Raw genomic sequence first — 23,449 nt, 5'->3', positions numbered from 1 at the left:
GTGCGGGAGTCGCCGGGTCATGCTCCGTCGGTCGTGCGGGGTTATTTGCACAGCCAGGATCGGAGCCGGGGGATCGAGCGCAATCGGTAGCCGTACCGTGTCATGGGTTGGGCATCGCCAGGTGGTCCAGCAGCACGATCGCCTCGGCCCGGATCGGGTCGAGATCTCCGGGCCAGCCGAGCGTGCGCAGTACCGCCCCGGGGATCGTGCGCTCGGCGTACCTGGGCGCGGCTCCTTCGTCGGAGCGAATGCTGATCACCGTCTCCACCAACCGGAACGGCAGCAACTGCGTACCCGGCACGCTCACCGCGCCGACCTCGGCCAGCACCTGCGCGGCCAAAGTCTCGTAATGTCCGCGCAATTCGTCGCGGCGCAGGCGGAAGGCGGCGAAGCGCTCGGTGCGCAGTTCCGGGAGCAGGTACAGCGCACCGAGATTCCAGCGGGACGCACATAGTTGCCGCACGTCGAACAGTGCCAGCGCGTACAACCGGACCGGCACTGGTTCGGACGCCGCGCGCAGGCGCTCGGCCAGTTCGATCGGGGCGGCGACGGTTTCGGCGAGCAGCGCGTCGAGGATGTCGTCCTTGGCGGCGAAGTGGTGGTAGAGCGAGGCCTGCCGGATGCCGACGGCGTCGGCGATCGCGCGGGTGGAGGTGTTGGCGTACCCGTTGGTGGTGAACAGTTCGCCTGCGGCGTCGAGGATCTCGGCGCGCGGCGTCGATCCGCGCCTGCGTCGCTGTTCGAGACGCGGCCGTCCGGGCCCGAGGTTTGCCACGGGTTCATTCTGGCAGGTCGGCGTGGGGATGGTCCGGCGCGGTGGTCGAGCGCTCAGTTGGCCGACGGCACGCCGTGCGTTTTCTGTCACTTGATAGAAATAGCCGCAACACAGAAGTTACCCAAGGTCTCGAAAGCGATACACGCAGGTCACCGAAAGCGCGATCGCGGCGGCAAAACTGTCGTCTGATAGTTATTGGCCGCACGCCGAAGGACCGCCCATGGCCACCACGCTCGCCCAGACCCCGCCGCCCGACCTGACCGGCGACAGCGCCGACCTCGCCAGGTTCGGCTATCAGCCCGTCCTGCACCGCAAGCTCGGCCGCTACGCCTCCTTCGCGGCAGGCTTCTCGTTCGTCTCCATCCTGACCACGATCTTCCAGTTCTTCGGCTTCGGCTATTCGTTCGGCGGAGCCGCCTTCTTCTGGACCTGGCCGATCGTGTTCGCCGGACAGTTCCTCGTCGCGCTCAACTTCGCCGAACTTGCCGCGCGCTACCCGATCTCGGGCTGCATCTACCAGTGGTCCCGGCGGCTCGGCGGCGAACTCGTCGGCTGGTTCGCGGGCTGGATGATGATCATCGCGCAGATCGTCACGGCCGCCGCGGCGGCGATCGCCCTGCAAGTGGTGCTGCCGTCGATCTGGAGCGGATTCCAGCTCGTCGGCACCGACACCGCGCTCACCTCGTCGTCCGGCGCGACCAACGCAGCGCTGCTGGGCAGCATCCTGTTGGTGGTCACCACGCTGATCAATGTCATCGGCATCGACCTGATGGCGCGGATCAACTCGATCGGCGTCACGGTCGAGATCGTCGGCGTGCTGGCGATCGTCGCGCTGTTCTTCACCCACACCGAGCGCGGGCCCGGCGTGGTACTGGAGACCGACCAAGCCGCGCCGGGTCCCTACTGGGCCGCGTTCCTGGTGTCGGGATTGATGGCGGCTTACGTCATGGTCGGATTCGACTCCGCGGGTGAGCTTTCCGAGGAGACCAAGAACCCGCGCCGGGTCGCGCCGCGCACCATTCTCACCGCGCTGTCGGTCTCGGCGCTGGGCGGCGGGCTGATGCTGCTCGGCGCGCTGATGGCCGCGCCGAGCCTGTCCGATGGCGCGCTGGCCTCCGACGGCCTGGCCTACGTGCTCACCGCGAAGCTGGACAGCCCGGCGGGCAAGGTGCTGCTGGGGTGCGTGGCGGTCGCGATCACCGTGTGCACCTTGGCTATCCAGACCGCGGGCTCGCGGCTGATGTTCTCCATGGCGCGGGACGGGAAGCTGCCGTTCGCCCGCAGGCTCGCCGCGGTGCACCCGCGTTATGGCACGCCGGTGCTGCCCGCGATCGTGATCGGCGCGCTCGGCATCGGCCTGCTGGTGCTGAATCTCGGCAACGCCGCCATCTTCGCGACGCTGGCCAGCGTCTGCATCGTCACGCTGTACCTGGCCTACCTGCTGGTGACGGTGCCGCTGCTGATCCGCCGGTTCACCGGCCTGCCGGACGCGGGCACCGACGCGCGGCTGTTCGGCCTGGGCCGGTTCGGCATTCCGGTCAACGCGCTCGCCGTGGCCTGGGGCGTCGCGATGGTGGTGAACCTGGCCTGGCCACGGGCGGAGGTATACGCCCCGGCCGGCGGCGGCTGGTGGATGCTCTGGGCCGCACCGCTTTTCGTGCTGCTGGTGCTCGCCGTCGGCGTCGTGGTGCACCGCTTCGTGGTCGGCTGGTCGCGCGGCGTCACCGCGGGTGAGCCCGCACCGCAACCGGCCTGAGCGCCTTCGATGCGGCGGTGCGCTGCCAGGCACCGCCGCATTCCCCACATTCGGCATCCGAAAGGAATCATCGTGACAAGCACTGCGGACACCTCCGGCGCGCGAGCGCACGCACGGGCGCAGGCCGCGGCGGCGACGATCGCGAATCCCGCGCTCCCCGCCGACATCCCCGCCTCGAAGATCACCTTCGCCCAGCGGATTCCGGCGGGCGGTTACGCGAACATCGCGCTCGGACGCGGCACCCGCGTCCGCCTCTCCGACCCGCACGGCGCGGCCTGCGCGCACCTGCTGCTGGTGCGCGCCGAAGCGCCGTGGGAGCGCCTGAACGTCGCCGACACGGTCAAGGTGCCGTGGCAGGCGTACCTGGGCGGCGGTCACCCGCTGCTGTCGGACCAGGGCCGTGTGCTGGCGACCGTACTCGCCGACACCTCCGGCCACCACGACACGCTCTGCGGACCCACCGACCAGGCCCGGCACTCGCTGCGCCTCGCGGGCGCCAAACACGGCCTGGAACCACGGGACATCGGGCCGACGGTCTCGTTCTTCCGCGGCGTGCGTGTCGCGCGGGATGGCGCGCTCGTCTCGACCGGCAGCGCCGCCCCCGGCTCCTCCGTGGATCTGCTGGTGCACCTGCCGGTCACCGTGCTGGTCGCCAACTCCGCGCATCCGCTGGACGACCGGCCCGCGACCGACCTCGACCTCGTCGCGTGGGCCGCACCGGAAGACCTCGCCGCACCCGGCAACGAGGACCCGGAATACCGACGGGCACTGGAGAACACCGAACAAGCCTGGACCGCCGCGCTGACCTTGGAGGCAACCGCATGACCACGGCACGCGCCATCGTGCTCGACGAGACCGTCCCCGCCCGCTCGCCCTGGTCGGCGGTGGTCCGGGCGGGCGAATACCTGGAGATCATCGATCTGCACGGCAACCAGGCGGTGGACTGCCTGCTGTACTCGGCGGCCGATCACTCCGAACGCTACAGCGCGCAGGCCACGATCACCGCCCAGCGCAACATCTTCCTCACCACCGGCAGCGTGCTGCGCACCGACACGGGCACGGCACTGATGACGGTGGTGGCCGACGAGGTCGGCAACCACGACACCATCGCGGGCGCGTGCTCGCAGGAATCCAACACTCTGCGCTACGGCCACCACACCCGCCACCAGCACGCCTGCGTGGAGAACTTCCTCACCGAGGCCTTGCGCTGGGGCCTGGGCAAACGCGACCTGGTGTCGAATATCAACTGGTTCATGAACGTTCCGGTCGAGGCGGACGGCACGCTGGGCATCGTGGACGGATTGTCCGCGCCGGGCAAACGGGTCACGTTGCGCGCCGAGATCGACACGCTGGTGCTGGTGTCGAACTGCCCGCAGATCAACAACCCCTGCAACGGCTTCGACCCGACCCCGGTGCGCATGGTGGTGTCGCGATGACCGTCGCCGAGCTACCGGTGGCCCGGGTCGCGCAGGACGAGTCCGCGCGACCCGGCCGGATCGAGGTCGTTCGCCCCGGCATGCTCACCACCGTGCAGGACTGGCCGGGCCGGGTCGGGTATTGGCACATCGGCGTCCCGCCGTCGGGGCCGATGGACGATCTGTCCTTCCGTCTGGGTAATCGCGCGCTCGGCAATGCCGAGGGCGCCGCCGGACTGGAATGCACCCTCGGCGGCCCCGCGCTGCGGTTCACCGCACCGGGCTGGGTCTGCGTCACCGGCGCTCCGGCGGAGGTGACCGTGGACGGCGTCGCCGTGCCGCAGTGGCGGACCGTACGGGTGCCCGCGGGCGGTGTGCTGGACGTGGGCGCGGTGCGCGGACCGGGGATGCGCTGTTACGTGCTGATCGCCGGCGGTATCGACGTGCCCGAATACCTCGGCAGCGCAGCCACCTTCACGCTCGGCCGCTTCGGCGGCGGCACCGGCGCCGCGTTGCGCGCCGGAGAGTCGCTCGCGCTCGGCACCCACCACGGCCGCGTCACGGCGGCCGTGCCGATGGACGAGCAACCCGTGCTGACCCGGCGCTGGGAACTCGCCGTCACCGAGGGCCCGCACGGTGCGCCCGAGTTCTTCACCCGCGCCGACTTCGAGACCGTCGTCGGCACCGACTACGAGGTGCACTTCAACTCCGACCGCACCGGTGTCCGGTTGATCGGGCCGAAACCGGAATGGGCCCGCACCGACGGCGGCGAGGCGGGACTGCACCCGTCCAATATCCACGACACCCCGTATTCCGTCGGCGCGCTGGACTTCACCGGTGACACGCCCATTCTGCTCGGTCCGGACGGACCCAGCCTCGGCGGTTTCGTCTGCCCGGTCACCGTCGTGGCGGCCGACCGCTGGAAGCTCGGGCAGCTCTCGCCGGGCGACCGCGTGCGATTCGTGCCGGTCCGCGGTGACCGGGCGGCCTCGATCCGGGAACTCGGGCTCGCGCGCCGGGCCGGGTGGCCGACGGTGCTCTCGTCGGGCGGCGACGGCGACGACGGCGTGTTGCGCCGTTGCGAAGCCGACGACGAGACCGCGGTGACCTACCGTCGCGCCGGCGACGACGGCGTACTCGTCGAATACGGCTCCATGACCTTGGATCTGGGCCTGCGCGCCCGCGTGCACGCGCTGCACCAGCACCTGCTCGCCGCCGGGGTGCGCGGCGTGACCGAGCTGACCCCCGGCATCCGTTCGTTGCAGATCCGGGTCGACCCGCACGTGCTGTCCGTGACCGCGCTGCTCGACCTGCTCGCCGAGACGGAGGCGCAGTTGCCCGCCTCCGCTCAGCTGGTGGTGCCCAGCCGGGTCGTTCATCTGCCGCTGTCCTGGGACGATCCGTCCACGCGCGAGGCGATCACCCGCTACATGCACGGCGTGCGCGCCGATGCGCCGTGGTGCCCGTGGAACATCGAGTTCATCCGCCGCATGAACGGCTTGGCTTCCGTCGCGGACGTCTACGACACCGTGTTCGGAGCCGAGTACCTGGTTCTCGGCCTCGGCGACGTCTACCTCGGCGCGCCGGTCGCCACACCCACCGATCCACGGCACCGGCTGGTCACCACCAAGTACAACCCCGCCCGCACCTGGACACCGGAGAACGCGGTCGGCATCGGCGGCGCCTATCTGTGCATCTACGGCATGGAAGGGCCGGGCGGATATCAGTTCGTCGGACGCACCACGCAGGTGTGGAATCACCGAGCCGGTGCGGGCCCGGTTCCTCCCGGCGCCGACCGGGCCGCAGCGGGCGTCGAAACACCCTGGCTACTGCGGTATTTCGACCGGATCCGCTGGTATCCCGTCGAAGCGGAGGAACTGCTCGACCTGCGCGCCGACTTCGCCGCGGGCGACGTGCGGGTGCGAGCCGAGGACGGCGAATTCCGCCTGGCGGAGTATCGGGCGTTCCTCGCCGAGAACGCCCGATCCATCGACGCTTTCCGCGCGAAGCAGGCGGAAGCGTTCACCGCGGAACGCAATTCCTGGCGCTCGGCTGGTGAGCTCACGGGTTGAGTTATGGCGCAGGGGTCGCGAACCATGTGTGCTATCTGCGCAGGAGCTCACCGATTGAGTTATGAGCGCAGGTTACGAACTGCGTGTGATTTCTGCGCAGGAGCTCACCGGTTGACTCGTCAGCGCAGGTCGCGGAAGAACTCGCGGATGTCGGCGGTGAGCAGCGCGGGTTCCTCCATGGCGGCGAAGTGTCCGCCGCGATCGACGTCGTTCCAGCGCGTGATGGTGTTGGCTTCCTCGGCGTAGCGACGAATGCCGACGTCGTGGGCGAAGACCAGCACGGCCGTCGGCACGCCGGAGTTGCGCTTCGGCTCGCCCCACGGGGCGTCCTGGGCGTAGCCGACATAGGCCGAGGAGCCCGCGGTGCCGGTGAGCCAGTAGATCATCACGTTGGTCAGCAGCCGATCCCGGTCGAGGATCTTGTCCGGCTCGACGGCCCGTGGATGGGTCCACTCCCGGAACTTGTCGATGATCCAGGCCAGTTGCCCCACCGGAGAATCGGTCAGTCCGTAGGCCAAGGCCTGCGGGCGGGTGGACTGGATGGCGACGTAGCCGTACTCCTCCCGCATGAACGCCTGCATCCGCCGGACGCGATCGCGCTCCAGTTCGGTCAGGCTCGCCAGCTCCGCCTCCGCGCGCGGCAGCGGCGGAAGACCCGGCGCGCCGTTGACGTGCACGCCAACGACCCGATCGGGCACCGTTCGGCCCACCTCCGGGCTCACCGCCGCTCCTATGTCGCCGCCTTGCACGCCGTATCGCTCATACCCCAGCCTGCGCATGAGCTCGGCCCACGCCGCGGCGATCCGCGTGATGCTCCAGCCCGTCTCGGCGACCGGGCCGGAGAACCCGAATCCCGGCAGCGACGGGATGACGAGGTGGAACGCGTCGGCCGGGTCGCCACCGTGCGACCTCGGATCGCTCAAAGGCACGATGACGTCGAGGAATTCGGCCACCGAGCCGGGCCATCCGTGGGTCAGCAGCAGCGGCAGCGCGCCGGACTCGGGCGAGCGCACGTGCAGGAAGTGGATGGTCTGCCCGTCGATCTCCGTCGTGTACTGCGGATAGGAGTTGAGTTGCGCTTCGGCCGCGCGCCAGTCGTATCCGGTACGCCAGTGGTCGACCAGCTCGCGCAGCCACGCGGTCGGCACACCGGTGTCCCAGTCGTCCCCGGGCAGGGGGGCAGGCCAGCGGGTCGCGTCCAGACGGGTACGCAGGTCGTCGAGTTGCCGCTGCGGGATTTCGATGCGGAACGGAGTGATTTCGTCGGTCATGTCATCGACGGTATGGCCTGCCTAGGACAGCTTCCGCCCTAGCTTTCGGGCAGACTTTTCCCATGTTGGAAACCTCGGCGCGCCTGCTTCGTCTGCTGTCGCTGTTGCAGACCCCGCGCGATTGGACCGGCGCCGCACTCGCTGAACGACTCGGTGTCGACGTGCGCACCGTCCGCCGGGACATCGACAAGCTGCGCGCGCTGGGCTACCCGGTGCACGCGACACCGGGCGTGGCGGGTTACCGGCTCGGTGCGGGAGCGAAGCTGCCGCCACTGCTCCTCGACGATGACGAGGCGGTGGCGGTGGCACTCGGCCTGCGCACCGCGGCGGGCGGCACCATCGCGGGCATCGAGGACAGTTCGCTACGCGCGCTGGCCAAGCTCGAGCAGGTGCTCCCCGCGCGCCTGCGCCACCGCGTCGGGATGCTCCAGGCGGCCACGGTCACGGTGCCCGCGGGCGGCCCGACCGTCGACCCGGACGTGCTGACCGCTGTCGCGGCGGCCATCCGCGACCACCACCGCCTGCGCTTCGACTATCGCGCCCACGACGGCGCCACCTCGCTGCGCGTCACCGAACCGCATCGCCTCGCCCACACGGGCAGGCGGTGGTACCTGATCGGCTGGGACGTCGACCGCGCGGACTGGCGCACCTACCGCGTCGACCGCCTGCGGCTGCGCATCCCCACCGGTCCCCGCTTCACCCCGCGCGAAGCGCCCGATGCCGACCTGCCCGGGTACGTCTCCCGTGGCGTCACCACCGCGCCGTACCGCTACGCGGCGCGCATCACTCTGGGCGTCGCCGCGGAAGTGGCCGCCGAGCGAATCGCCCCGACCGTCGGCGTGATCGAGGCGGTGGACGCGAAAAATTGTTTGCTGCGAACGGGTTCCGACTCGCTGGACGAATTGGCGATCTACGTCGCCGGCTTCGGCTTTCCCTTCCGGGTGCACGAACCGCCGGAACTCGTCACGCACTTACGCGAACTCGCCGCGCGCCTCGGCGCGGCGGCCGGCTGACCCGGCTCAGACGGTCGCTATCGCGGCCAGGAGTGGTGCCCGGCACAGGTGTCACAGTCCGCGCCCGCACGTCGTCGTCTCGGTGAAGCGATGGGAAAGTCCCATCGGCACCGACGAGATCGGAGACAGCCATGACCGCGAAGATCCTGGTCACCGGTGGCACGGGCACCCTCGGCCGCGAAGTGCTCCCGCTGCTGCGCGCGACCGGGGCCGCCGTGCGCGTGTTGAGCCGCACCGAACGTCCGTCGGACGGCGGAGTCGAGTTCGTCGCGGGAGACCTGCTGCGCGGCACCGGCATAGATGCCGCGGTGGCGGGTGTCGGCACCATCTTGCATCTGGCGGGCGACGCGAAGGGCGACGACGTGGCCACCGCGAATCTGTTGCGGGCCGCCACCGCCGCGGGCGTAGGGCACATCGTCTACATCTCGGTCACCGCCGCCGAACTGCTCCCGATGACGTACTTCCGCGCGAAGTTCGCCGCCGAGCAGGCCATCGCGGAGTCGGGTATCCCGTGGACCACACTGCGTGCCGCGCAATTCCATGATTTCGCGCCGAAGCTGGTGGACACGATGCTGAAATCGCCGGTGCTCCCGGTGCTCGGTGGGGTGCGCCTCCAGCCGGTGCACGTGCGCGAGGTGGCGGCCCGGATGGCGGAGCTGACGCTCGGCGCGCCCGCCGGACGGGTCCCGGATCTGGTCGGGCCCGAGGTGATCGGCATGCGCGAGCTGATCCGCGACTACTTGGCGCTGCTGGGCAAGCGGCGGGCGTTGCTGACCGTCCGGGTGCCGGGCAAGGCGGGCCGGGTCTATCGCGCGGGCGGAAATCTGGTGACCGACGGCGCCGACGTCGGCGAGCTGACCTGGGCGGATTACCTGGCGGAACACCGGGGCGCGGTCCTGGCCGGATGACCCGTCACGGCCGCCGACCCGGCTCGGGTGGCGGTGGCGACCACGCCTCGGCCACCGCCGGGCATCGCCGATCTGGTGGTGGCCGAGATGGCGCTACCGGCCATCGGCGGCGATTGGAAGGCCGCGCTGCGTGCCCGGTCGGCGTCCGCCCACGAAGTCTTGTTGCGCCATCCGTGGGCCACCGGCCTGACCGGCACCCGGATCAACGTCGGCCCCGCCATGCTGCGGTACATCGACGCCACCGTGGGCTGCCTGCGCGCGGCGGGTTTCTCCCTGCCGCAAGCCGATCGCGCCTGGAACGCGCTGGACGGCCACCGCTACGGTTTCACATTGCAGGAGTTGAATTTTCCACGGAACCGGCCGCATACGTCGCTGCGGCACAACAGTTCCTGCCGCGCATCCCATTTCGATTTCGGCCTCGACTTGATCCTGGACGGCCTGGAACGGTTGCTCGCCGCGAGCGCCTGACGCTCAGTCCATGCGGAACGTGGCCTCCGGGTTCGCGGTGTCCCGCACGATCCGCAACGCCTCGGACAACGCCGCGAGCTGTTCGGGCGTCAGCAAACCGACGAACCAGCGGTCGACGGCGGCGAGATAGTCCGGCAGCACCTGCGCGAGCCGCGCCGCGCCCGCCTCGGTGAGCACCGCGTACGCGCTGCGCCGATCCCCCGGGTCCAGCTCGCGTTCCACCAGCCCGGCGCGCGCCAGCCGATCGACGAGCCGGGTGACGCCGCTGGTGGACAGCGCGGTCTGCACGGCGAGCTCCGTCATCCGCAGCCGCCGCCCCGGCGAACGGCTCAGCCGCATCAGGGCGTTCAGATCCAGTCCGGACAGACCGTGCGCATTCCAGACCTGCTCCAGCTTGGCGACCACACCGCCGTAGGCCTCGAACAGCAGGCCCATCGTGGTCAGGCGCGGGTCGTCGAACAACTCCGTCACGTCCATACGGGCAACCTACCGGAATGTTTCCCCGCGCGGATAGTTGACACGAGGAATAGGTCGTTGTAGAAATATGCATACGCAATATTCCTCGCGTCAACTAGTGGAGGTTCCCATGTCGCCGACCGCCTGGATCGCCGGATTCCGCTCCGCGGTGATCCGCCCGGACGAACAGATCAAGCTCGCGGAGTCGCGCGCGTTCACCGACCAGACCGTCCGCCAAGTGCTGCATCTCGCGGGCGGCGGCGCGCGGGTGCGGGTCGGGCTGACCAATCGCTATGGGAAAACACCGCTGGCGATCGGCGCCGCCCGGGTCGCCCTGCGCAAGACCGGCAGCGAGATCGTCGCCGAGACCGATGCCGCGTTGCGGTTCGACGGCGCCGAACAGGTGGTCGTCCCGGTAGGCGGCGAAGTACTCAGCGACCCCGTCGATCTGGCCGTCTCAGCGGGCGCGGATCTGGCATTGAGTCTCTATCTGCCCGGCCCGACCGGGCTGGCCACCTTCTCCCACCTGCCCGGCGAAATCGCTTACACAGCGGACGGAAATGTCGCCGACGAAGCCGCGCTCACCACCGTCGACGAGGTGCCCGCGCGGTTCTTCGTCGCCGGTGTCGACGTTCTCGCGCCCGTGGCGACGCCGGTGGCCGTCGCGTTCGGCGATTCGTGGTTCGAAGGCTTCGGCACCACGATCGGCGCCAACCGCAGGTCGGTGGACTTCCTCAACGCGCGACTGGAGCGGGGCTGGGTGGTCAACCAGGGCATCTCGGGAAATCGGCTGCTCACCGACGAAATCGGCGAGCCGGGCCTGGCTCGTTTCGACCGCGACGTGCTTGCCGTGCCGGGCGTGACGAGCGTGCTGATCAACTTCGGCATCAACGACCTCATCCTGGGTGGGATGGCGGGGCAGCCGCCCGCGACCGCCGAGGAACTGATCACGGGCTTCACCACGCTCGCGCGGCGCGCGCACGCGGCGGGGCTCACGATCCACGCCGCGACCATCGGGCCGTACGGAGGCTGCGTCTACGAGGGCCCGACGGTCGTCGAGACATTGCCGATCCGTCGGCGCATGAACGAATGGCTGCGCGGCACCGATGTTTTCGATTCGGTGTTCGATGTGGCGCGAGCGGTCGAGGACCCGGAGCGGCCCGACTTCATCCGGCCCGAATTCGACAGCGGCGACGGCATGCACCTCAATGACGCCGGCGCTCGCGCCATGGCGGAAAGTGTCGACGTCACCGTTCTTTTCGGCTAGGTCACGGCTCGAGACCACGCAGCACGATCTCGATGCCACCGCGGAATTCGTCGTCGGCCGACATGCCCTTGGCCTGGCCCGCGGTCTGCGCCAGGTGCGGGTATTTCTCCGGGGGCAGTTCGGCCAGCACGATCGTCCCGTGCCCCCGCAGCGGCGCATAGTGCTTGTTCTGGAGGTAGCCGATCAGGAAGGCGATCAGGGTGCGCTGGGCGATGACGCGGGCGCGCCCGGTGAACCCACCCTCGGTGAGCACGGCGAGCAGTGTCTCCATCACGCGCAACGACTCGACCGCCGACTGCCTGCGCCGCAGCACGATCGGCACGGCGGCCGGATGGGCCGAGAACCCGTCACGGATGTTCTCGAGCAGTATCGTCACGCGCTCCCGCCAGTCGGTTCCGGCAGGGAGCGACGTGTCGATCGCGGCGAAGACCTGGTCGGCCACCAGCACCTCTAGTTCGTCGCGGTCGCGCACGTAGCGGTACAGGGCCATGGTGGCCATGCCCAGTTCCTTGGCCACCGCACGCATGGTCAGCGCCGACGAACCCTCGCGGTCGAGCACGGCGAGGGCCGCCGTGGCGAGATCGGCGGTGGTCAGCGAGCGGGGGCGGGGCACGGATTGACAGCGTACAAGCTACGCGCATACTTGTCGTAGGCGTACAAAGTACACCTATGAGAGGAGCCCCTGATGCCGCTGCCGACCGCTGTCCCGGACCGAAGGCTGGTCACCGTCTCCGGTGCGCACGTCTTGGTGCCGGACCCGGATCGCCTGATCCACCTGCAATTCCGGCGCTTCGCCGGATGCCCGGTGTGCAACCTGCACCTGCGTTCGATCGTCGCGCGCCACGCGGAGATCGCCGCCGCAGGCGTCCGGGAAGTGATCGTCTTCCATTCCAGCGCGGCGGAATTGCGCAAGTACACCGCGGAACTGCCGCTGGACGTCATCGCCGATCCGGACCGGAAGCTCTACCGCGAATTCGGCGTCGAGACCTCGCCTCGCGCGCTGCTCGACCCGCGCGGCTGGCCCGCCATCCTGCGCGGTGTCGCCCACGACGCTTACGCGACCTTGCGCCGAAGGCAGTCCGCCCCACCCGGCAAGCCCGAGGGCGGCAGTCTCGGACTGCCCGCCGATTTCCTGATCGCACCCGACGGACGGGTGCTCGCCGCGAAGCACGGCGCGCACGTCTACGACCAGTGGTCGGTCGACGAACTCCTCGCGCTCGTCCCAGCGGAGCGGCGCGCATGAGAATTGCCGAAAGTCCCCTGGTGGCACGTGTGTTCGCGCTGGTTCCCGCCGGGCTGCTCGCCGGAGCGTTCGGTTACGGCGCGGTGAATGTCCTCTACGCGTTCCGCAGAGTCCCTTTGGATGTGCGCTTCACCTTCCACACCGCGCTGATGAGCGTGAACGGCGTGGTCATGCAAACACTGATGGGTCTGACCATTCTGAGCGCATTGGTGCTGACCGCCCGCTCCACCGGGCGGTCACGCCTGCTCGCCGGGAGCGCGAGTCTGCTCGCCGTCGCCGCGTTCGTGATCACCCGCCTGGGCAACGTCCCGATCAACCAGAAGATCAAGATATGGGCGATCAGCGGCCCACCCGCCGACTACGCCGAAATCCTCACCCGCTGGGAAACCTTCCACGTCGCCCGCACCGCCTGCGCCGTCCTGGCCTTCCTCCTCATCGCCTCTACGACTCTCCTCCCCGCGAAATCATGACCACGAGTGGCACATGGTGGCGAGGTCTTCTCGCGATTCGCCGCACCATGTGCCACTCGCGGTGGTGTTTCCGGCTAGTCCGAACGGGTGCGTCTGCTGCGCAGGTGGTTCACGCCGAAAGCGAGCATGGAGGTGAGTACCGCGACGCATCCGATCACCGCGGCCAGGGCGATCATGGAGTTGAGTCCATCGATCGACGCGGAGGCCGCGATGTGCGACAGGTCCGACGCGATCGGCTGGAACCGCGTGGGCAGCTCGTCGGCCACCGAGCGGCCGGCGCCGGAGCCCGCCGCTTCCAGGAACTGCTCACGCAACACCGGCGGGACGGCCCCGGGCAGCGCGTCGAGCCCGTCGGCAGCGGAACCGCGCGCGGAGTGATTGAACATGGCGCCGAGCCCGGCCACGCCCACCGCGAGGCCGACCTGCCGAAGGGTGCCGAACGTCGCGCTGGCCATGCCCGCGTTCTCGTCGGAGGCGAAGGTGAGTGAGGCCGCCTGGTTGACGGCCGTGATCGCGCCGAGCCCGAGGCCGCCGATCACCATTCCGGGCAGGAAATGCGTCCAAGAGTCGTCGGAACCGAAGTCGCCCATCAGCCATGTGCCCAACGCGACCATGCCCATCGTGACCGGCAGCGAGACCGCGAACGGGACCCGCTTGGCGAAGACCATCGCCAGCGGCGCGCTGATCAGCGCGGCCACGCTCACGGGCAGCAAGCGCAGGCCCATCTGCAACGGCGTGTACCCGAGTGTGTTGATCAGGAACACCGCCAGGTAGTTGCTCGCGGCCATCAGCGTCGCCATGTGTCCGATCGAGACGACGGCCGTGCCGGTGAATCCGCGCTTGCGAATCATGGACACGTCGAGCAGGGGGTGCTCGGCCTTGAACTGCCATGCCGCGAACCCGGCCAGGAGCACCGTGGCGGCGGCGGCGAGCCCGAGCACCGTGGCCGAGGTCCAGCCGAGCGAGTTGCCGCGGGTCAGCGCGAACACACCCGTCACCAGGCCACCGGTGAGCATCAGCGACCCCGGCCAGTCGGCCTTGCGCCCTTCCATGCGCGCCGACTCCGGCATCCGCAGCACGGCGAGCACCCCGATGAAGATGCCGATCGGGACATTGATGATGAAGATCGACCGCCAGCCGAACTGGGTGACCAGCGCGCCGCCGAGTACCGGACCCGCGACGGTCGCGCTCGCCATGACGGCGCCGTAGACGCCGATGGCCTTCGCGCGCTTGCCCGCGTCGGGGTAGGCCACCGCGAGCAGAGGCAACGCCGTCGCGAAGATCATCGCCGAGCCGACGCTCTGGACCGCGCGCAGGACGTTCAACTGCAAGATGCTGCCGGCCAGCGCCAATGCCAGCGATGACGCGGTGAACACCACCATGCCCGCGATGAAAAGGCGCTTCCGGCCGAACCGGTCGCCGAGCGTGGCGAAGGTCAGCAGCAACCCCGCCATCGGGATGGCGTAAGCGTCGATGACCCACTGCAGTCCGTCGATGGACGTGTCGAAGTCGGCGCGGATATCGGCGAGCGCGGCGGAGACCACGGTCAGGTCGAGCATCATCATGAAGATGGCCCCGCTGACCATGACCAGCACCAGCCCGGCGCGTAGCGGACTTGCGGAAGAGTCGTCCGGCTTGCTGCCGGACGAGGTTGCGATCGTGGACATGTCTTCCTTATGAAGTTCGCGCACCGTCCGCGAATCGCGTGCGGGCGAGTCCATTACGGACCGAAAGGACGGGAAACGCGCGACCGAAGCCGCGCCACCGACACTATCTACGCCCACAACCCCCGTAAATGACGTATCAAGACAAACAATCTCGCGCAGCGACGAGTGGCACATGGTGGAGAGGTCTCTCGCGCTTTGCCGCAGCCATGTGCCACTCGCGGCTGTTGCGGGCTAGGGCTGTTCCAGTACGTCGAAGGGAATAGTTGCCTCGACCGGGTCGTCCAGCAGCAGTACGCGTCGGTGGACTGTGTGGGCCAGGTAGCGGCGGCCGGACCAATCGGGCCAGCCGCCGGACCACACGGCTGTGCACGGGGCTCTGTGCCATCATTCGCACTACGCGCCCGTCGACGATCTCGATGTCACCGAGCCCGGCAGTGGCCCCGTCGGCGAACTGCTCGGCCGTGACACGGAGTACCTGGTGCTCGTCGGGAGCGCTCATAGCGACATCATTGCAGTTCGAACCGAACCGAACCGGACCACGGACTCGGCTGACGATCACCTCCGGCGGCGAGAGGAACCATCACCACGGCGGAAGACTTCCGCTACGGCGAGGTCAGGGCAGGAGGGTGGCGGGGTCGATCGTGAATTCGAAGGGGCTGCGCAAGGTGACGGTGTCGCCGGCGGACACCCGGTGGGTCAGCTGGTAGGTACCGTCGGCACCGAGTTCGTGTGCGAACAGAACGGGAAGCGACTCGCCCGGTAATTGGCCCTTGAAGGTGTTGGGCTCGAAACGCCAGTAGTTGGTGATGCCGGCTTCGGCATAGACCACGGGTTTGACCATGCGGTCCTGCATCGTAGTGGATTTGGACACCACTTCTACCACCAGTTCCACCTGGTGAGCAGGAACCCCTCTTGCGTCGACATCGATCGAGTCGGCCACCACCATGAGATCGGGAATCGGCTCGTCGTCGCCGATCAGCACGCCGACGCCTTCGAGCACCAAGCGGCCAGGAGGCAACACAGCGTCGAGGGCACGTCCCAGCCACCTGATCAGCAGTTGATGGCGCGGCTTGCGTGCGGCATTCACGACGAGCTGACCATTCAACACCTCGTAACGCAATCCGTCTTCGGGCATGCGATCGAGATCGGCAGCCGTCCAGCCGTCGCCATGAGGAACTGGCATCGCCGTGAAACCAACCTCCAACCTCGTAGGACGGTGACGATCGCCGCCGCCGATCGACTCGAGTGTAATCGCGTGGATCGAATTGATTCGAGTCGATCGAGCGGAGCAACGCCACTGGTGCAGGGCACAGGTCGACCGTGCCCTACACCAGCAAGTTCCGTCGTTCTCCTATTCCGCGATCACGATCGTGATCTCCTCGCCCGCCGCGTCGGTCGATTCACCCGGCGAGGCGAACCAGTGGGTGACCTCGCCCTCGGTGAGGTCGGTCGCGAGGTCGCCGGTCGGGAGCACGGACAGGGCTCCGGCGGTGGCGGAGACCAGGAACTCCAGGACGGCGGGGCGGCCGGAGAGCGCGGTGGTGTACGTGGTCGACTCGTAGTCGATCTCGTGCTCATCGCGCACGCGTTCGGCCTCGTCCAGTGCCTCGGACTGGGTGATCGCGACGACTCCGTTCGCCGTGGTGACGACGAACGCCGGGTGTTCCTCGCCGAGCGGGCGGACCCGGTCGGCGTAGGAGACCGGGTGCGCGGCCGCCGCGGCGATGTCCTGCTGGACCTGGGCGTCGTCGAGCGCCAACCAACGAATGTCGCTGTCGGCCACCGGTTCTGCGGAGATCCCGAACGCGGTACCCGCCGCGGTCAGCTCGTCGGCGGTGAGATCGCCCGCGAACAGGCATGCCGCACCGGCCTTCTGCACCGCCCAGGCCGCGACCACCGCGTCCACCGAACGCGGCAGCGTCACCGCGACCACGTCGCCGGGTCCGGCGCCGCGGTCGATGAGCACCCGGGCCAGCTGCGAGGAACGCCGATCCAGCGTGTGGAAGGCGACCTCGTCCTCGCCTGCCAGCAGCGCGGGCGCGTCCGGGTCCTCTTCGACGACCTCGGCGAGCACCTTGGACACCGTGCGAGCGCCGACCCGGCCCACCGGCTCCGGCGTGGAAGCCGCGGCCGTGACGCCGGATTCGACCAGCAGCCGGGCCCGTTCGCCCTCGTCGAGGATGTCGATGTCCCCGACCAGCGCGTCCGGATCGCCCAGCAGCGCGTCGAGCACCCGCACCAGCCGTTCGGCGAGGGTCTCGACCTCTTCGGCGGTGAACCGGCTGCCCAGGTACTTCAGGGTCAGCTCGATCGTGGCCTCCGACATCACCAGCAGGGTCATCGGGTAGTGCGTGGCGTCGTTGACGCCGACACCGGTCACCGACATGCCGTCGATCGAGCTGGCGGCCGAGATCGCTTCCTTGTCCATCGGATACGACTCGAACACCAGCAGCGTGTCGAACAGTGCTCCGGTGCCCGCCACCCGCTGGATGTCGGTGAGCCCCACATAGTGGTGCTCGAGCAGACCCGCCTGGTCGCCCTGCAAGCGCCCGAGCAGCTCGCCGATGCTCTGGCGGTCATCGATGCGCAGCCGCACCGGCAGCGTGTTGATGAACAGACCCACCATCGACTCGACACCGGGCAGCTCGGCCGGACGGCCGGACACCGTCGCGCCGAACACCACGTCGCCGCGGCCGGTGAGACGTCCGAGCAGGATGCCCCACGCGGCCTGCACCAGCGTGTTCACCGTGACGCCGAGTTCGGCGGCGTGCTTGGTGATCCGGCGGGTGCGGTCGGCGTCGAGTTCGGTGACGACCTTGCCGATCTCGTAGTTCTCGGCGCCGCGCGGCTGCGGCGCGAGCTGGGTGGGTTCGTTGACCCCTTCCAGCGCCGTCGCCCAAGCGCGCAGCGAGGCGTCCCGGTCGCGCCCGGCCAGCCAGCCGAGGAAGTTGCGGTAGGAGGCCACCCGCGGCAAGGCGGTCTGGTCGCCGCGCACCGCGTACAGCACCAGCAGATCCCGCATGAGCAGCGGCATCGACCAACCGTCCAGCAGGATGTGGTGGGTGGTGATGGCCAGGTGCCATTGCGCGGCGTCGCTGCGGAACAGCGTGAACCGCATCAGCGGCGGCGTGGCCATGTCGAAGTGCGTCGCCTGATCGGCCGCGACCTGCCTGCGCAGTTCCGCGGTCCGCTCGTCGGCGGGCAGCCCGGTGAGATCCACCTCGCGCCACGGCGCCTCGACCCGATCCAACACCACCTGCACGGCCTGGCCGTCGGCGTCGGTGACGAACGCGGTGCGCAGGTTCGGGTACCGGTCGACGATGCCCTGAGCCGCCGCACGCAGCCGCGCCACGTCCAGCGTGCCGCCCAGGTCCACCACGGCCTGCATGGTGTAGACGTCCACGGTGGACTGGGTCATCATCGCGTGGAACAGCAGACCCGACTGCAGCGGCGACAGCGGCCACACCTCGGCCAGCGCCGGGTAGCTGCGCTCCCACTGCTCGAGGTCGGGCTGCCGCACCCGCACCAGCGGCATGTCCGACGGCGTGAAGCCGCCCGCGTCCGGCCGCCGCGCGTGGGTGGCCAGCGCGGTGAGCGCCTCGACCCACAGGTCGGCGAACTCCTGGACCCGCTCCCTGCTCAGCAGACCGGTCGGGAAGGCGAACGACGCGCCCAGGCGCGGCCCCTCGTCGGAGTCGGTGACGATGGCGTTGATGTCGATCGTCGCGTTGGCGGGCATGTCGAGGTCCATGTCGACATCCAGCTGACCCAGGTCGGCCACCGGCACCCAGCCGATCTCGGCGAGCTGCTCGGGGATCTCCCCGGCCGACATCCGGCCCAAGTAGTTGAAGCTGATCTGCCCGGACGAACCCAGGGTGGGCGCGGTCTCCGGATTCAGCTGCCGCAGCAGGCCGTAGCCGAGGCCCTTGTCGGGCACCGCGAGCAGCTGCTCCTTGATCGACTTCACGATCTCGCCGAGCGCGGCGCCACCGGCGAACGCGTCGGTGAGATCCGCACCGGCCAGGTCCAGCCGGACGGGGTAGGCCGAAGTGAACCAGCCGACCGTGCGCGACAGATCCGCGCCCGGCACGACGTCCTCTTCACGACCGTGGCCTTCCAGCTTCACCAGCGCCGCGTCCGAACCGTGGCCGCGCCAACGGGCGATCGTCATGGCCAGCGCCGAGAGCAGACCGTCGTTCACACCGCCCCGGTACAGGCCCGGGATCGCGGTGAGCACCGCGTCGGTGACCTCGGCGGGCACGGTGACCTCGACCCGCTCGACGGTGGCGAACGTGTCCACCGCCGGATCGAACGCACGCTCGCCGAGCAACGGATCCGGTGTGGCCGAAACCTGCTGCCAGAACGGCAGTTCCGCGACCCGATCCGGCGCGCTCGCCGCCTGGACCAGGCTGTGCGCCCAGCGCCGCATGGAGGTGCCGTTGGCAGGCAGCGCCACCGGCTGACCGGCGACCAGCTGCGACCAGGCCACCGCCAGATCCGGGATCAGGATGCGCCAGGACACGCCGTCGACCACGAAGTGGTGCGCGACGATCAACAGCACGTCCCGCCGCTCGCCTTCGAAGGCGAACCAGACGAACTGCGCCATGGCGGCCTCGGCCGGATCCAACCTGCCCAACGCACCGTCGAGCGCTTCGGTGGCCACGCGCGCCAGCTCCGCCTCGTCGGCGTCGGCGGCCAGGTCCACGCGGCGCACCAGCGCGTCGACGTCCACCGCGCCGTGCGGCAGGGCCTCGAACGTCCAGTCCCCGCCCGTGCGGCGCAGCCGCGACCGCAGCACGTCGTGGTGGTCGAAGACCGCGGCGATGGTGGCGACCAGTGTCTCCCGGTCGATGCCTTCGGGCAGCCGCAGCGCCATGGTCTGCGAGAACCGCTGATACGACGAGCCGCTCGCGAGGATCTGCCGCATGATCGGGGTCAGCGGGATCTCGCCGACACCGCCGCCGGGCAGTTCCTCCAGCCGCACCTGCTCCGTGCCCGCGCCCAGCGCGGCGATCTCGGCCAGCGAGGCCACGCTGCGCCGCTCGAACACGTCACGCGGAGTGAACAGCACGCCACGCGCCTTGGCCCGCGAGACCAGCTGGATCGACAGGATGGAGTCGCCGCCGAGCGCGAAGAACGAGTCGTCCAAACCGATCTGGTCGACGCCGAGCACCTCGGCGAACACCTCGGCGATGACGGCCTCGACCTCGCTGGCAGGCGCGCGGAACTCGCGCGGCGCCAGCTCGGGCTCGGGCAGCGCCTTGCGATCCAGCTTGCCGACCGGCGTCAGCGGGATCTCGTCGATCACCACGATCGCCGTCGGCACCATATGCGGCGGCAGCGTGCGCGAGGCGTACTCGGTCAGCCGTGCGGTGTCGATCTCCCGGCCCGGCGCGGCCAGCACGTAGGACACCAGGATCGTCGCGCCCGCCTCGGTCTTGCGGCCGATGGTGATCGCGTACTCGACGTCCTCGTGGCTCGCCAGCACGGTGTCGATCTCGCCCAGTTCGATGCGGAAGCCGCGGATCTTCACCTGGAAGTCCGAGCGGCCCACGTAATCGAGGTGCCACGGCACCGACGCCAGCGCGGCGTTGCCGGCCCGCTCGCCGGGTTCGGCGAACCAGCGCACCACGTCACCGGTGCGGTACATGCGCGCGCCCTCGTCGCTCCACGGGTTGGCGACGAACCGTTCCGCGGTGAGGTCGGGGCGGTTGTGGTAGCCGCGCGCCAGCGCGCCACCGGCCAGGTACAGCTCGCCCGCGACGCCCGGCGGCACCGGGTTGAGGCGGTTGTCCAGCACCAGCGCGGACATGCCGCGCACCGGGCGGCCGATGGTGATGTGCCTGCCCGGGGTGAGCTGGGCGTAGGACGAGATGATCGTCGTCTCGGTCGGGCCGTAGGCGTTGAAGTACTTGCGGCCCGGCCACCACTTGGCCAGCAGCTCCGGCGTGGTGACGTCACCGCCGACGGAGGCCACCTCGAGCGCCTCCATGCCTTCCGGATCGACCGTGCCGAGCACCGCGGGGGTGATGATCGTGTGGCTCACCCGCTCGGTGCGCAGCAGCTCCGCCAGGTCCGGGCCGCCGATGATGGTCGAGGGCACGACCACCAGCGTGGCGCCGGTGTAGGCGGCGCACAGCCATTCCAGCACCGACGGGTCGAAGCTCGGCGAGCAGATGTGCAGGAACCGATGGTGCGATTCCAGCTGGTAGAGATCCGCCGCGACGCCGACCAGGCCGCCCATGCCCGCATGGGTCACGGTGACGCCCTTGGGCATACCGGTCGAGCCGGAGGTGTAGATGACGTACGCCGGATGACGCATCGCCAGCACGGCGTTCCGATCGGTGTCGGTCACCTGCTCGGCGGACTGGCTCTCGATCAGCTCGCCCAGCGCCGGGTCGTCGATCCGCAGCCACTCCACGTCGCGCGGCAGCCGGTCGACGTACTCGCTCGCGGTGATGCCGATGACCGCGCCGGAGTCGTTGACCATGTGCCGCATGCGATCTTCGGGGTAGGTCGGGTCGACCGGCACGTGCGCGCCGCCCGCCTTCGCCACCGCCCAGAACGCCGCGACCATCTCGTAGGAGCGCGGGAACGACAGCGCCACGATGCGCTCCGGTCCCACACCGCGCGCGATGAGCACCCGCGCCAGGCGCGAGGAGTACTCGTCCAATTCACGGTAGGTGATCGAGCGGCCCTGGTAGCGCACCGCGATCTGGTCCGGGTCCAGCCGCGCGCCGTGCTGCAGCAGGTCCGGCAGCAGGCCGGTGGCCATGACGTCCTCGCCCGCCACGTGCGTGAGCAGGTGGTACTCGGCCACGTCCAGCAGCGGCAGGTCGCCGATCGGGGTTTCCCGGTCGGTGGCGATCGCGGTGAGCAGCCTGGTGAACCGCTCGGCGAACACCCGCACCGTCTCGTCGTCGAACAGGTCGCGCGCGAAGGAGAACTCCGCGTACATGCCCGCGTCGTCGGGGTTCTCCCCTGCCTCGCGGATGGTCAGCGACAGGTCGAACTTGGCGGTGTCGACGTCGAAATCGACCGCGCCCACGTGCAGTCCGGGCAGCTCGAAGCTGCTCTCGGGCAGGTTCTCGAACGACAGCGCCACCTGGAACAGCGGGTGCCGCGCGGTGGAGCGCTCCGGGTTGAGCAGTTCCACCAGCCGCTCGAACGGCAGGTCCGCGTGCGCGAACGCCTGCAGATCGGCGTCCTTGGTGCGGGCCAGGAACTGGTCGAAGGTGAGGTCGCCGTCCACGTGCGAACGCAGCACCAGGGTATTGACGAACATGCCGATCACGTCGTCGAGTTCGGCCTCGCCGCGGCCCGCGATGGGCGTGCCGACGGCGATGTCGTCGGTGCCGGACATACGCGCCAGGAACAGCGCCAGCGCGGCGTGCACCACCATGAACAGCGTCGCGTTCTGCTGCCTGGCGATGTCGGTGAGCCTGCCGTGCAGCTCGCCGGAGATCGGGAACACCACTCGCCCACCCGCGAACGACTGCGTCGTCGGACGCGGCCGGTCGGCGGGCAGGTTCAGCTCGTCGGGCAGCCCGGCCAGCGCGGCACGCCAGTATTCGGCCTGCTGGGAGATCAGGCTCTGCGGGTCGTCCTCGGAGCCGAGCACGTCACGCTGCCAGAGGCTGAAGTCGGCGTACTGCACCGGCAGCGGCGCCCAACCCGGTTCCACACCGGCCGAACGGGCCGCGTAGGCCAGCATCACGTCGCGGGTCAGCGGGCCCATCGACCAGCCGTCGGCGCTGATGTGATGCGCGACGAACACGAGCACGTACGCTGTGCCGGCTCCCGCCCCGCCGCTCGCATCCGTGACGCGGAACAGCTTGGCCCGCAACGGAACCTCGGTGGTCACGTCGAACCCGGCGGAGATCACCTCGATGATCCGGTGCCGGATGTCCTCGGGCGCGACCGCTTCCGGCCGCAGGTCCGGCAGTGCCCGCTCGACGGGCACGATGACCTGGTGCGCCGCGCCGTCCTGTTCGGGGTAGACGGTGCGCAGGGTCTCGTGCCTGGCGATGACGTCCCCGACCGCCGCTTGCAGCGCTTCGACATCCAGCTCGCCGGTGAGCCGCACGGCCACCGGGATGTTGTTCACCGCCGAGGCGGTGTCGAACTGGTTGAGGAACCACATGCGCTGCTGCGCCAGCGACAACGGGATGTGCTCCGGACGCGGACCGGCCACCAGCTCGCGGCGGCCACCGGCCCCCGCGTGCTGCTCGACCTTCGCGGCCAGTCCGGCGACGGTGGAGGCTTCGAACAGCACACGCACCGGCACACGGGCATCCAGTGCCGCGCCGATACGCGCCGCGACCTGCGTCGCCAACAGCGAATTACCACCCAAAGCGAAGAAATCGTCATCCGCACCGACACGCTCCACCCCGAGCACCTCGGCGAACACCGACGCCACGATCTCCTCGATCGGAGTCGACGGCGCACGGAACGCCTGGACCTCGAACTCCGGCTCCGGCAACGCCTTACGGTCGAGCTTGCCGTTGACGTTCAACGGCAACGCATCCAACACCACGAACGCCGACGGCACCATGTACGACGGCAACCCAGCGGTGAGTTCGGACTTCACCCGCGCCACATCCACACCGGCCTCGGCATCGGCAGCCACCAGGTAGGCCACCAACCGGTCACCCGTCTTCGGATCCGA

General features: G+C 69.5%; 17 protein-coding genes. 10 read left to right on the top strand and 7 right to left on the bottom strand.

Annotation, left to right across the window (positions count from 1 at the left end):
• Nucleotides 1-100: 100 nt before the first annotated feature.
• Entirely contained in the window at nt 101-775 is a 675-nt protein-coding gene (locus AB0L97_RS13240) for a TetR/AcrR family transcriptional regulator (RefSeq protein ID WP_364428649.1), read from the bottom strand.
• A 220-nt stretch (nt 776-995) separates the two neighbouring features.
• Here AB0L97_RS13240 and AB0L97_RS13235 point away from each other — a divergent pair, with 220 nt between their 5' ends.
• From AB0L97_RS13235 to AB0L97_RS13220, 4 genes are all read left to right on the top strand, one after another.
• The gene (locus AB0L97_RS13235; protein ID WP_364428646.1) at nt 996-2,531 is read left to right on the top strand and encodes an amino acid permease; all 1,536 of its coding nucleotides are present in this window, start codon (nt 996-998) and stop codon (nt 2,529-2,531) included.
• A gap of 72 nt (nt 2,532-2,603) precedes the next feature.
• Nucleotides 2,604-3,356: a DUF1989 domain-containing protein gene (locus tag AB0L97_RS13230; protein WP_364428643.1), complete on the top strand. Its 753-nt coding sequence runs from the start codon at nt 2,604-2,606 to the stop codon at nt 3,354-3,356.
• A complete protein-coding gene (locus AB0L97_RS13225; RefSeq protein WP_356963787.1) occupies nt 3,353-3,967 on the top strand; it encodes an urea amidolyase associated protein UAAP2 in 615 nt (204 codons plus the stop codon). The genes AB0L97_RS13230 and AB0L97_RS13225 overlap by 4 nt, the downstream gene beginning before the upstream one ends.
• Nucleotides 3,964-6,018: a 5-oxoprolinase/urea amidolyase family protein gene (locus tag AB0L97_RS13220; protein WP_364428639.1), complete on the top strand. Its 2,055-nt coding sequence runs from the start codon at nt 3,964-3,966 to the stop codon at nt 6,016-6,018. The genes AB0L97_RS13225 and AB0L97_RS13220 overlap by 4 nt, the downstream gene beginning before the upstream one ends.
• A gap of 119 nt (nt 6,019-6,137) precedes the next feature.
• On the opposite strand, the gene AB0L97_RS13215 is transcribed toward AB0L97_RS13220, so the two are convergent.
• The gene (locus tag AB0L97_RS13215) at nt 6,138-7,289 is read right to left on the bottom strand and encodes an epoxide hydrolase family protein (protein ID WP_364428636.1); all 1,152 of its coding nucleotides are present in this window, start codon (nt 7,287-7,289) and stop codon (nt 6,138-6,140) included.
• A gap of 62 nt (nt 7,290-7,351) precedes the next feature.
• Between AB0L97_RS13215 and AB0L97_RS13210 the strand changes: the two genes are divergently transcribed.
• From AB0L97_RS13210 to AB0L97_RS13200, 3 genes are all read left to right on the top strand, one after another.
• Nucleotides 7,352-8,302 carry a YafY family protein gene (locus AB0L97_RS13210; RefSeq protein WP_364428633.1) on the top strand — a complete coding sequence of 317 codons (951 nt, stop codon included), beginning with the start codon at nt 7,352-7,354 and terminating at the stop codon, nt 8,300-8,302.
• Between the two features lie 131 nt (nt 8,303-8,433).
• Nucleotides 8,434-9,210: an NAD(P)H-binding protein gene (locus AB0L97_RS13205; RefSeq protein ID WP_364428630.1), complete on the top strand. Its 777-nt coding sequence runs from the start codon at nt 8,434-8,436 to the stop codon at nt 9,208-9,210.
• 27 nt (nt 9,211-9,237) lie between these two features.
• On the top strand, nt 9,238-9,678 hold the full coding sequence (locus AB0L97_RS13200) for a TetR/AcrR family transcriptional regulator C-terminal domain-containing protein (RefSeq protein WP_364428627.1): 441 nt from the start codon (nt 9,238-9,240) through the stop codon (nt 9,676-9,678).
• A 3-nt stretch (nt 9,679-9,681) separates the two neighbouring features.
• Here the strand turns inward: AB0L97_RS13200 and AB0L97_RS13195 are convergent, their stop codons facing one another.
• Nucleotides 9,682-10,155 carry a MarR family transcriptional regulator gene (locus AB0L97_RS13195; protein WP_355074748.1) on the bottom strand — a complete coding sequence of 158 codons (474 nt, stop codon included), beginning with the start codon at nt 10,153-10,155 and terminating at the stop codon, nt 9,682-9,684.
• Nucleotides 10,156-10,192: 37 nt separating this feature from the next.
• On the opposite strand from AB0L97_RS13195, the gene AB0L97_RS13190 reads away from it, so the two are divergent.
• The gene (locus AB0L97_RS13190) at nt 10,193-11,401 is read left to right on the top strand and encodes a GDSL-type esterase/lipase family protein (RefSeq protein ID WP_364428623.1); all 1,209 of its coding nucleotides are present in this window, start codon (nt 10,193-10,195) and stop codon (nt 11,399-11,401) included.
• A 1-nt stretch (nt 11,402) separates the two neighbouring features.
• Here AB0L97_RS13190 and AB0L97_RS13185 read toward each other — a convergent pair whose 3' ends face one another.
• A complete protein-coding gene (locus AB0L97_RS13185; protein ID WP_355074752.1) occupies nt 11,403-12,014 on the bottom strand; it encodes a TetR/AcrR family transcriptional regulator C-terminal domain-containing protein in 612 nt (203 codons plus the stop codon).
• A gap of 72 nt (nt 12,015-12,086) precedes the next feature.
• Between AB0L97_RS13185 and AB0L97_RS13180 the strand changes: the two genes are divergently transcribed.
• Entirely contained in the window at nt 12,087-12,644 is a 558-nt protein-coding gene (locus AB0L97_RS13180; RefSeq protein ID WP_364428619.1) for a peroxiredoxin-like family protein, read from the top strand.
• A gap of 20 nt (nt 12,645-12,664) precedes the next feature.
• Nucleotides 12,665-13,114: a DUF1772 domain-containing protein gene (locus AB0L97_RS13175; RefSeq protein WP_355074755.1), complete on the top strand. Its 450-nt coding sequence runs from the start codon at nt 12,665-12,667 to the stop codon at nt 13,112-13,114.
• A 74-nt stretch (nt 13,115-13,188) separates the two neighbouring features.
• Here the strand turns inward: AB0L97_RS13175 and AB0L97_RS13170 are convergent, their stop codons facing one another.
• The 3 genes from AB0L97_RS13170 to AB0L97_RS13160 all read right to left on the bottom strand — a co-directional run bounded on the left by AB0L97_RS13170 (nt 13,189) and on the right by AB0L97_RS13160 (nt 23,422).
• Nucleotides 13,189-14,781, bottom strand: a complete 1,593-nt coding sequence (locus AB0L97_RS13170; RefSeq protein WP_364428615.1) for an MFS transporter — start codon at nt 14,779-14,781, stop codon at nt 13,189-13,191.
• Between the two features lie 613 nt (nt 14,782-15,394).
• Nucleotides 15,395-15,985, bottom strand: coding sequence for a Uma2 family endonuclease (locus AB0L97_RS13165; RefSeq protein ID WP_364428612.1), 591 nt, complete (start codon nt 15,983-15,985; stop codon nt 15,395-15,397).
• A 147-nt stretch (nt 15,986-16,132) separates the two neighbouring features.
• A complete protein-coding gene (locus AB0L97_RS13160; RefSeq protein ID WP_364428609.1) occupies nt 16,133-23,422 on the bottom strand; it encodes an amino acid adenylation domain-containing protein in 7,290 nt (2,429 codons plus the stop codon).
• Nucleotides 23,423-23,449: the final 27 nt, after the last annotated feature.

Source organism: Nocardia sp. NPDC051911 (genome assembly GCF_040681035.1).
In the GTDB taxonomy this organism is placed as follows: domain Bacteria; phylum Actinomycetota; class Actinomycetes; order Mycobacteriales; family Mycobacteriaceae; genus Nocardia; species Nocardia sichangensis.
The sequence above is the reverse complement of the archived record's forward strand: the minus strand, read 5'-3'. Positions and strand labels throughout refer to the sequence as shown.

Excerpts from the sequence above, each read along its gene's own strand:
- AB0L97_RS13215 (WP_364428636.1), bottom strand. The coding sequence starts at position 7,289 with ATGACCGACGAAATCACTCCGTTCCGCATCGAAATCCCGCAGCGGCAA.
- AB0L97_RS13195 (WP_355074748.1), bottom strand. The coding sequence starts at position 10,155 with ATGGACGTGACGGAGTTGTTCGACGACCCGCGCCTGACCACGATGGGC.
- AB0L97_RS13180 (WP_364428619.1), top strand. The coding sequence starts at position 12,087 with ATGCCGCTGCCGACCGCTGTCCCGGACCGAAGGCTGGTCACCGTCTCC.
- AB0L97_RS13205 (WP_364428630.1), top strand. The coding sequence starts at position 8,434 with ATGACCGCGAAGATCCTGGTCACCGGTGGCACGGGCACCCTCGGCCGC.
- AB0L97_RS13220 (WP_364428639.1), top strand. The coding sequence starts at position 3,964 with ATGACCGTCGCCGAGCTACCGGTGGCCCGGGTCGCGCAGGACGAGTCC.
- AB0L97_RS13225 (WP_356963787.1), top strand. The coding sequence starts at position 3,353 with ATGACCACGGCACGCGCCATCGTGCTCGACGAGACCGTCCCCGCCCGC.
- AB0L97_RS13235 (WP_364428646.1), top strand. The coding sequence starts at position 996 with ATGGCCACCACGCTCGCCCAGACCCCGCCGCCCGACCTGACCGGCGAC.
- AB0L97_RS13170 (WP_364428615.1), bottom strand. The coding sequence starts at position 14,781 with ATGTCCACGATCGCAACCTCGTCCGGCAGCAAGCCGGACGACTCTTCC.
- AB0L97_RS13210 (WP_364428633.1), top strand. The coding sequence starts at position 7,352 with ATGTTGGAAACCTCGGCGCGCCTGCTTCGTCTGCTGTCGCTGTTGCAG.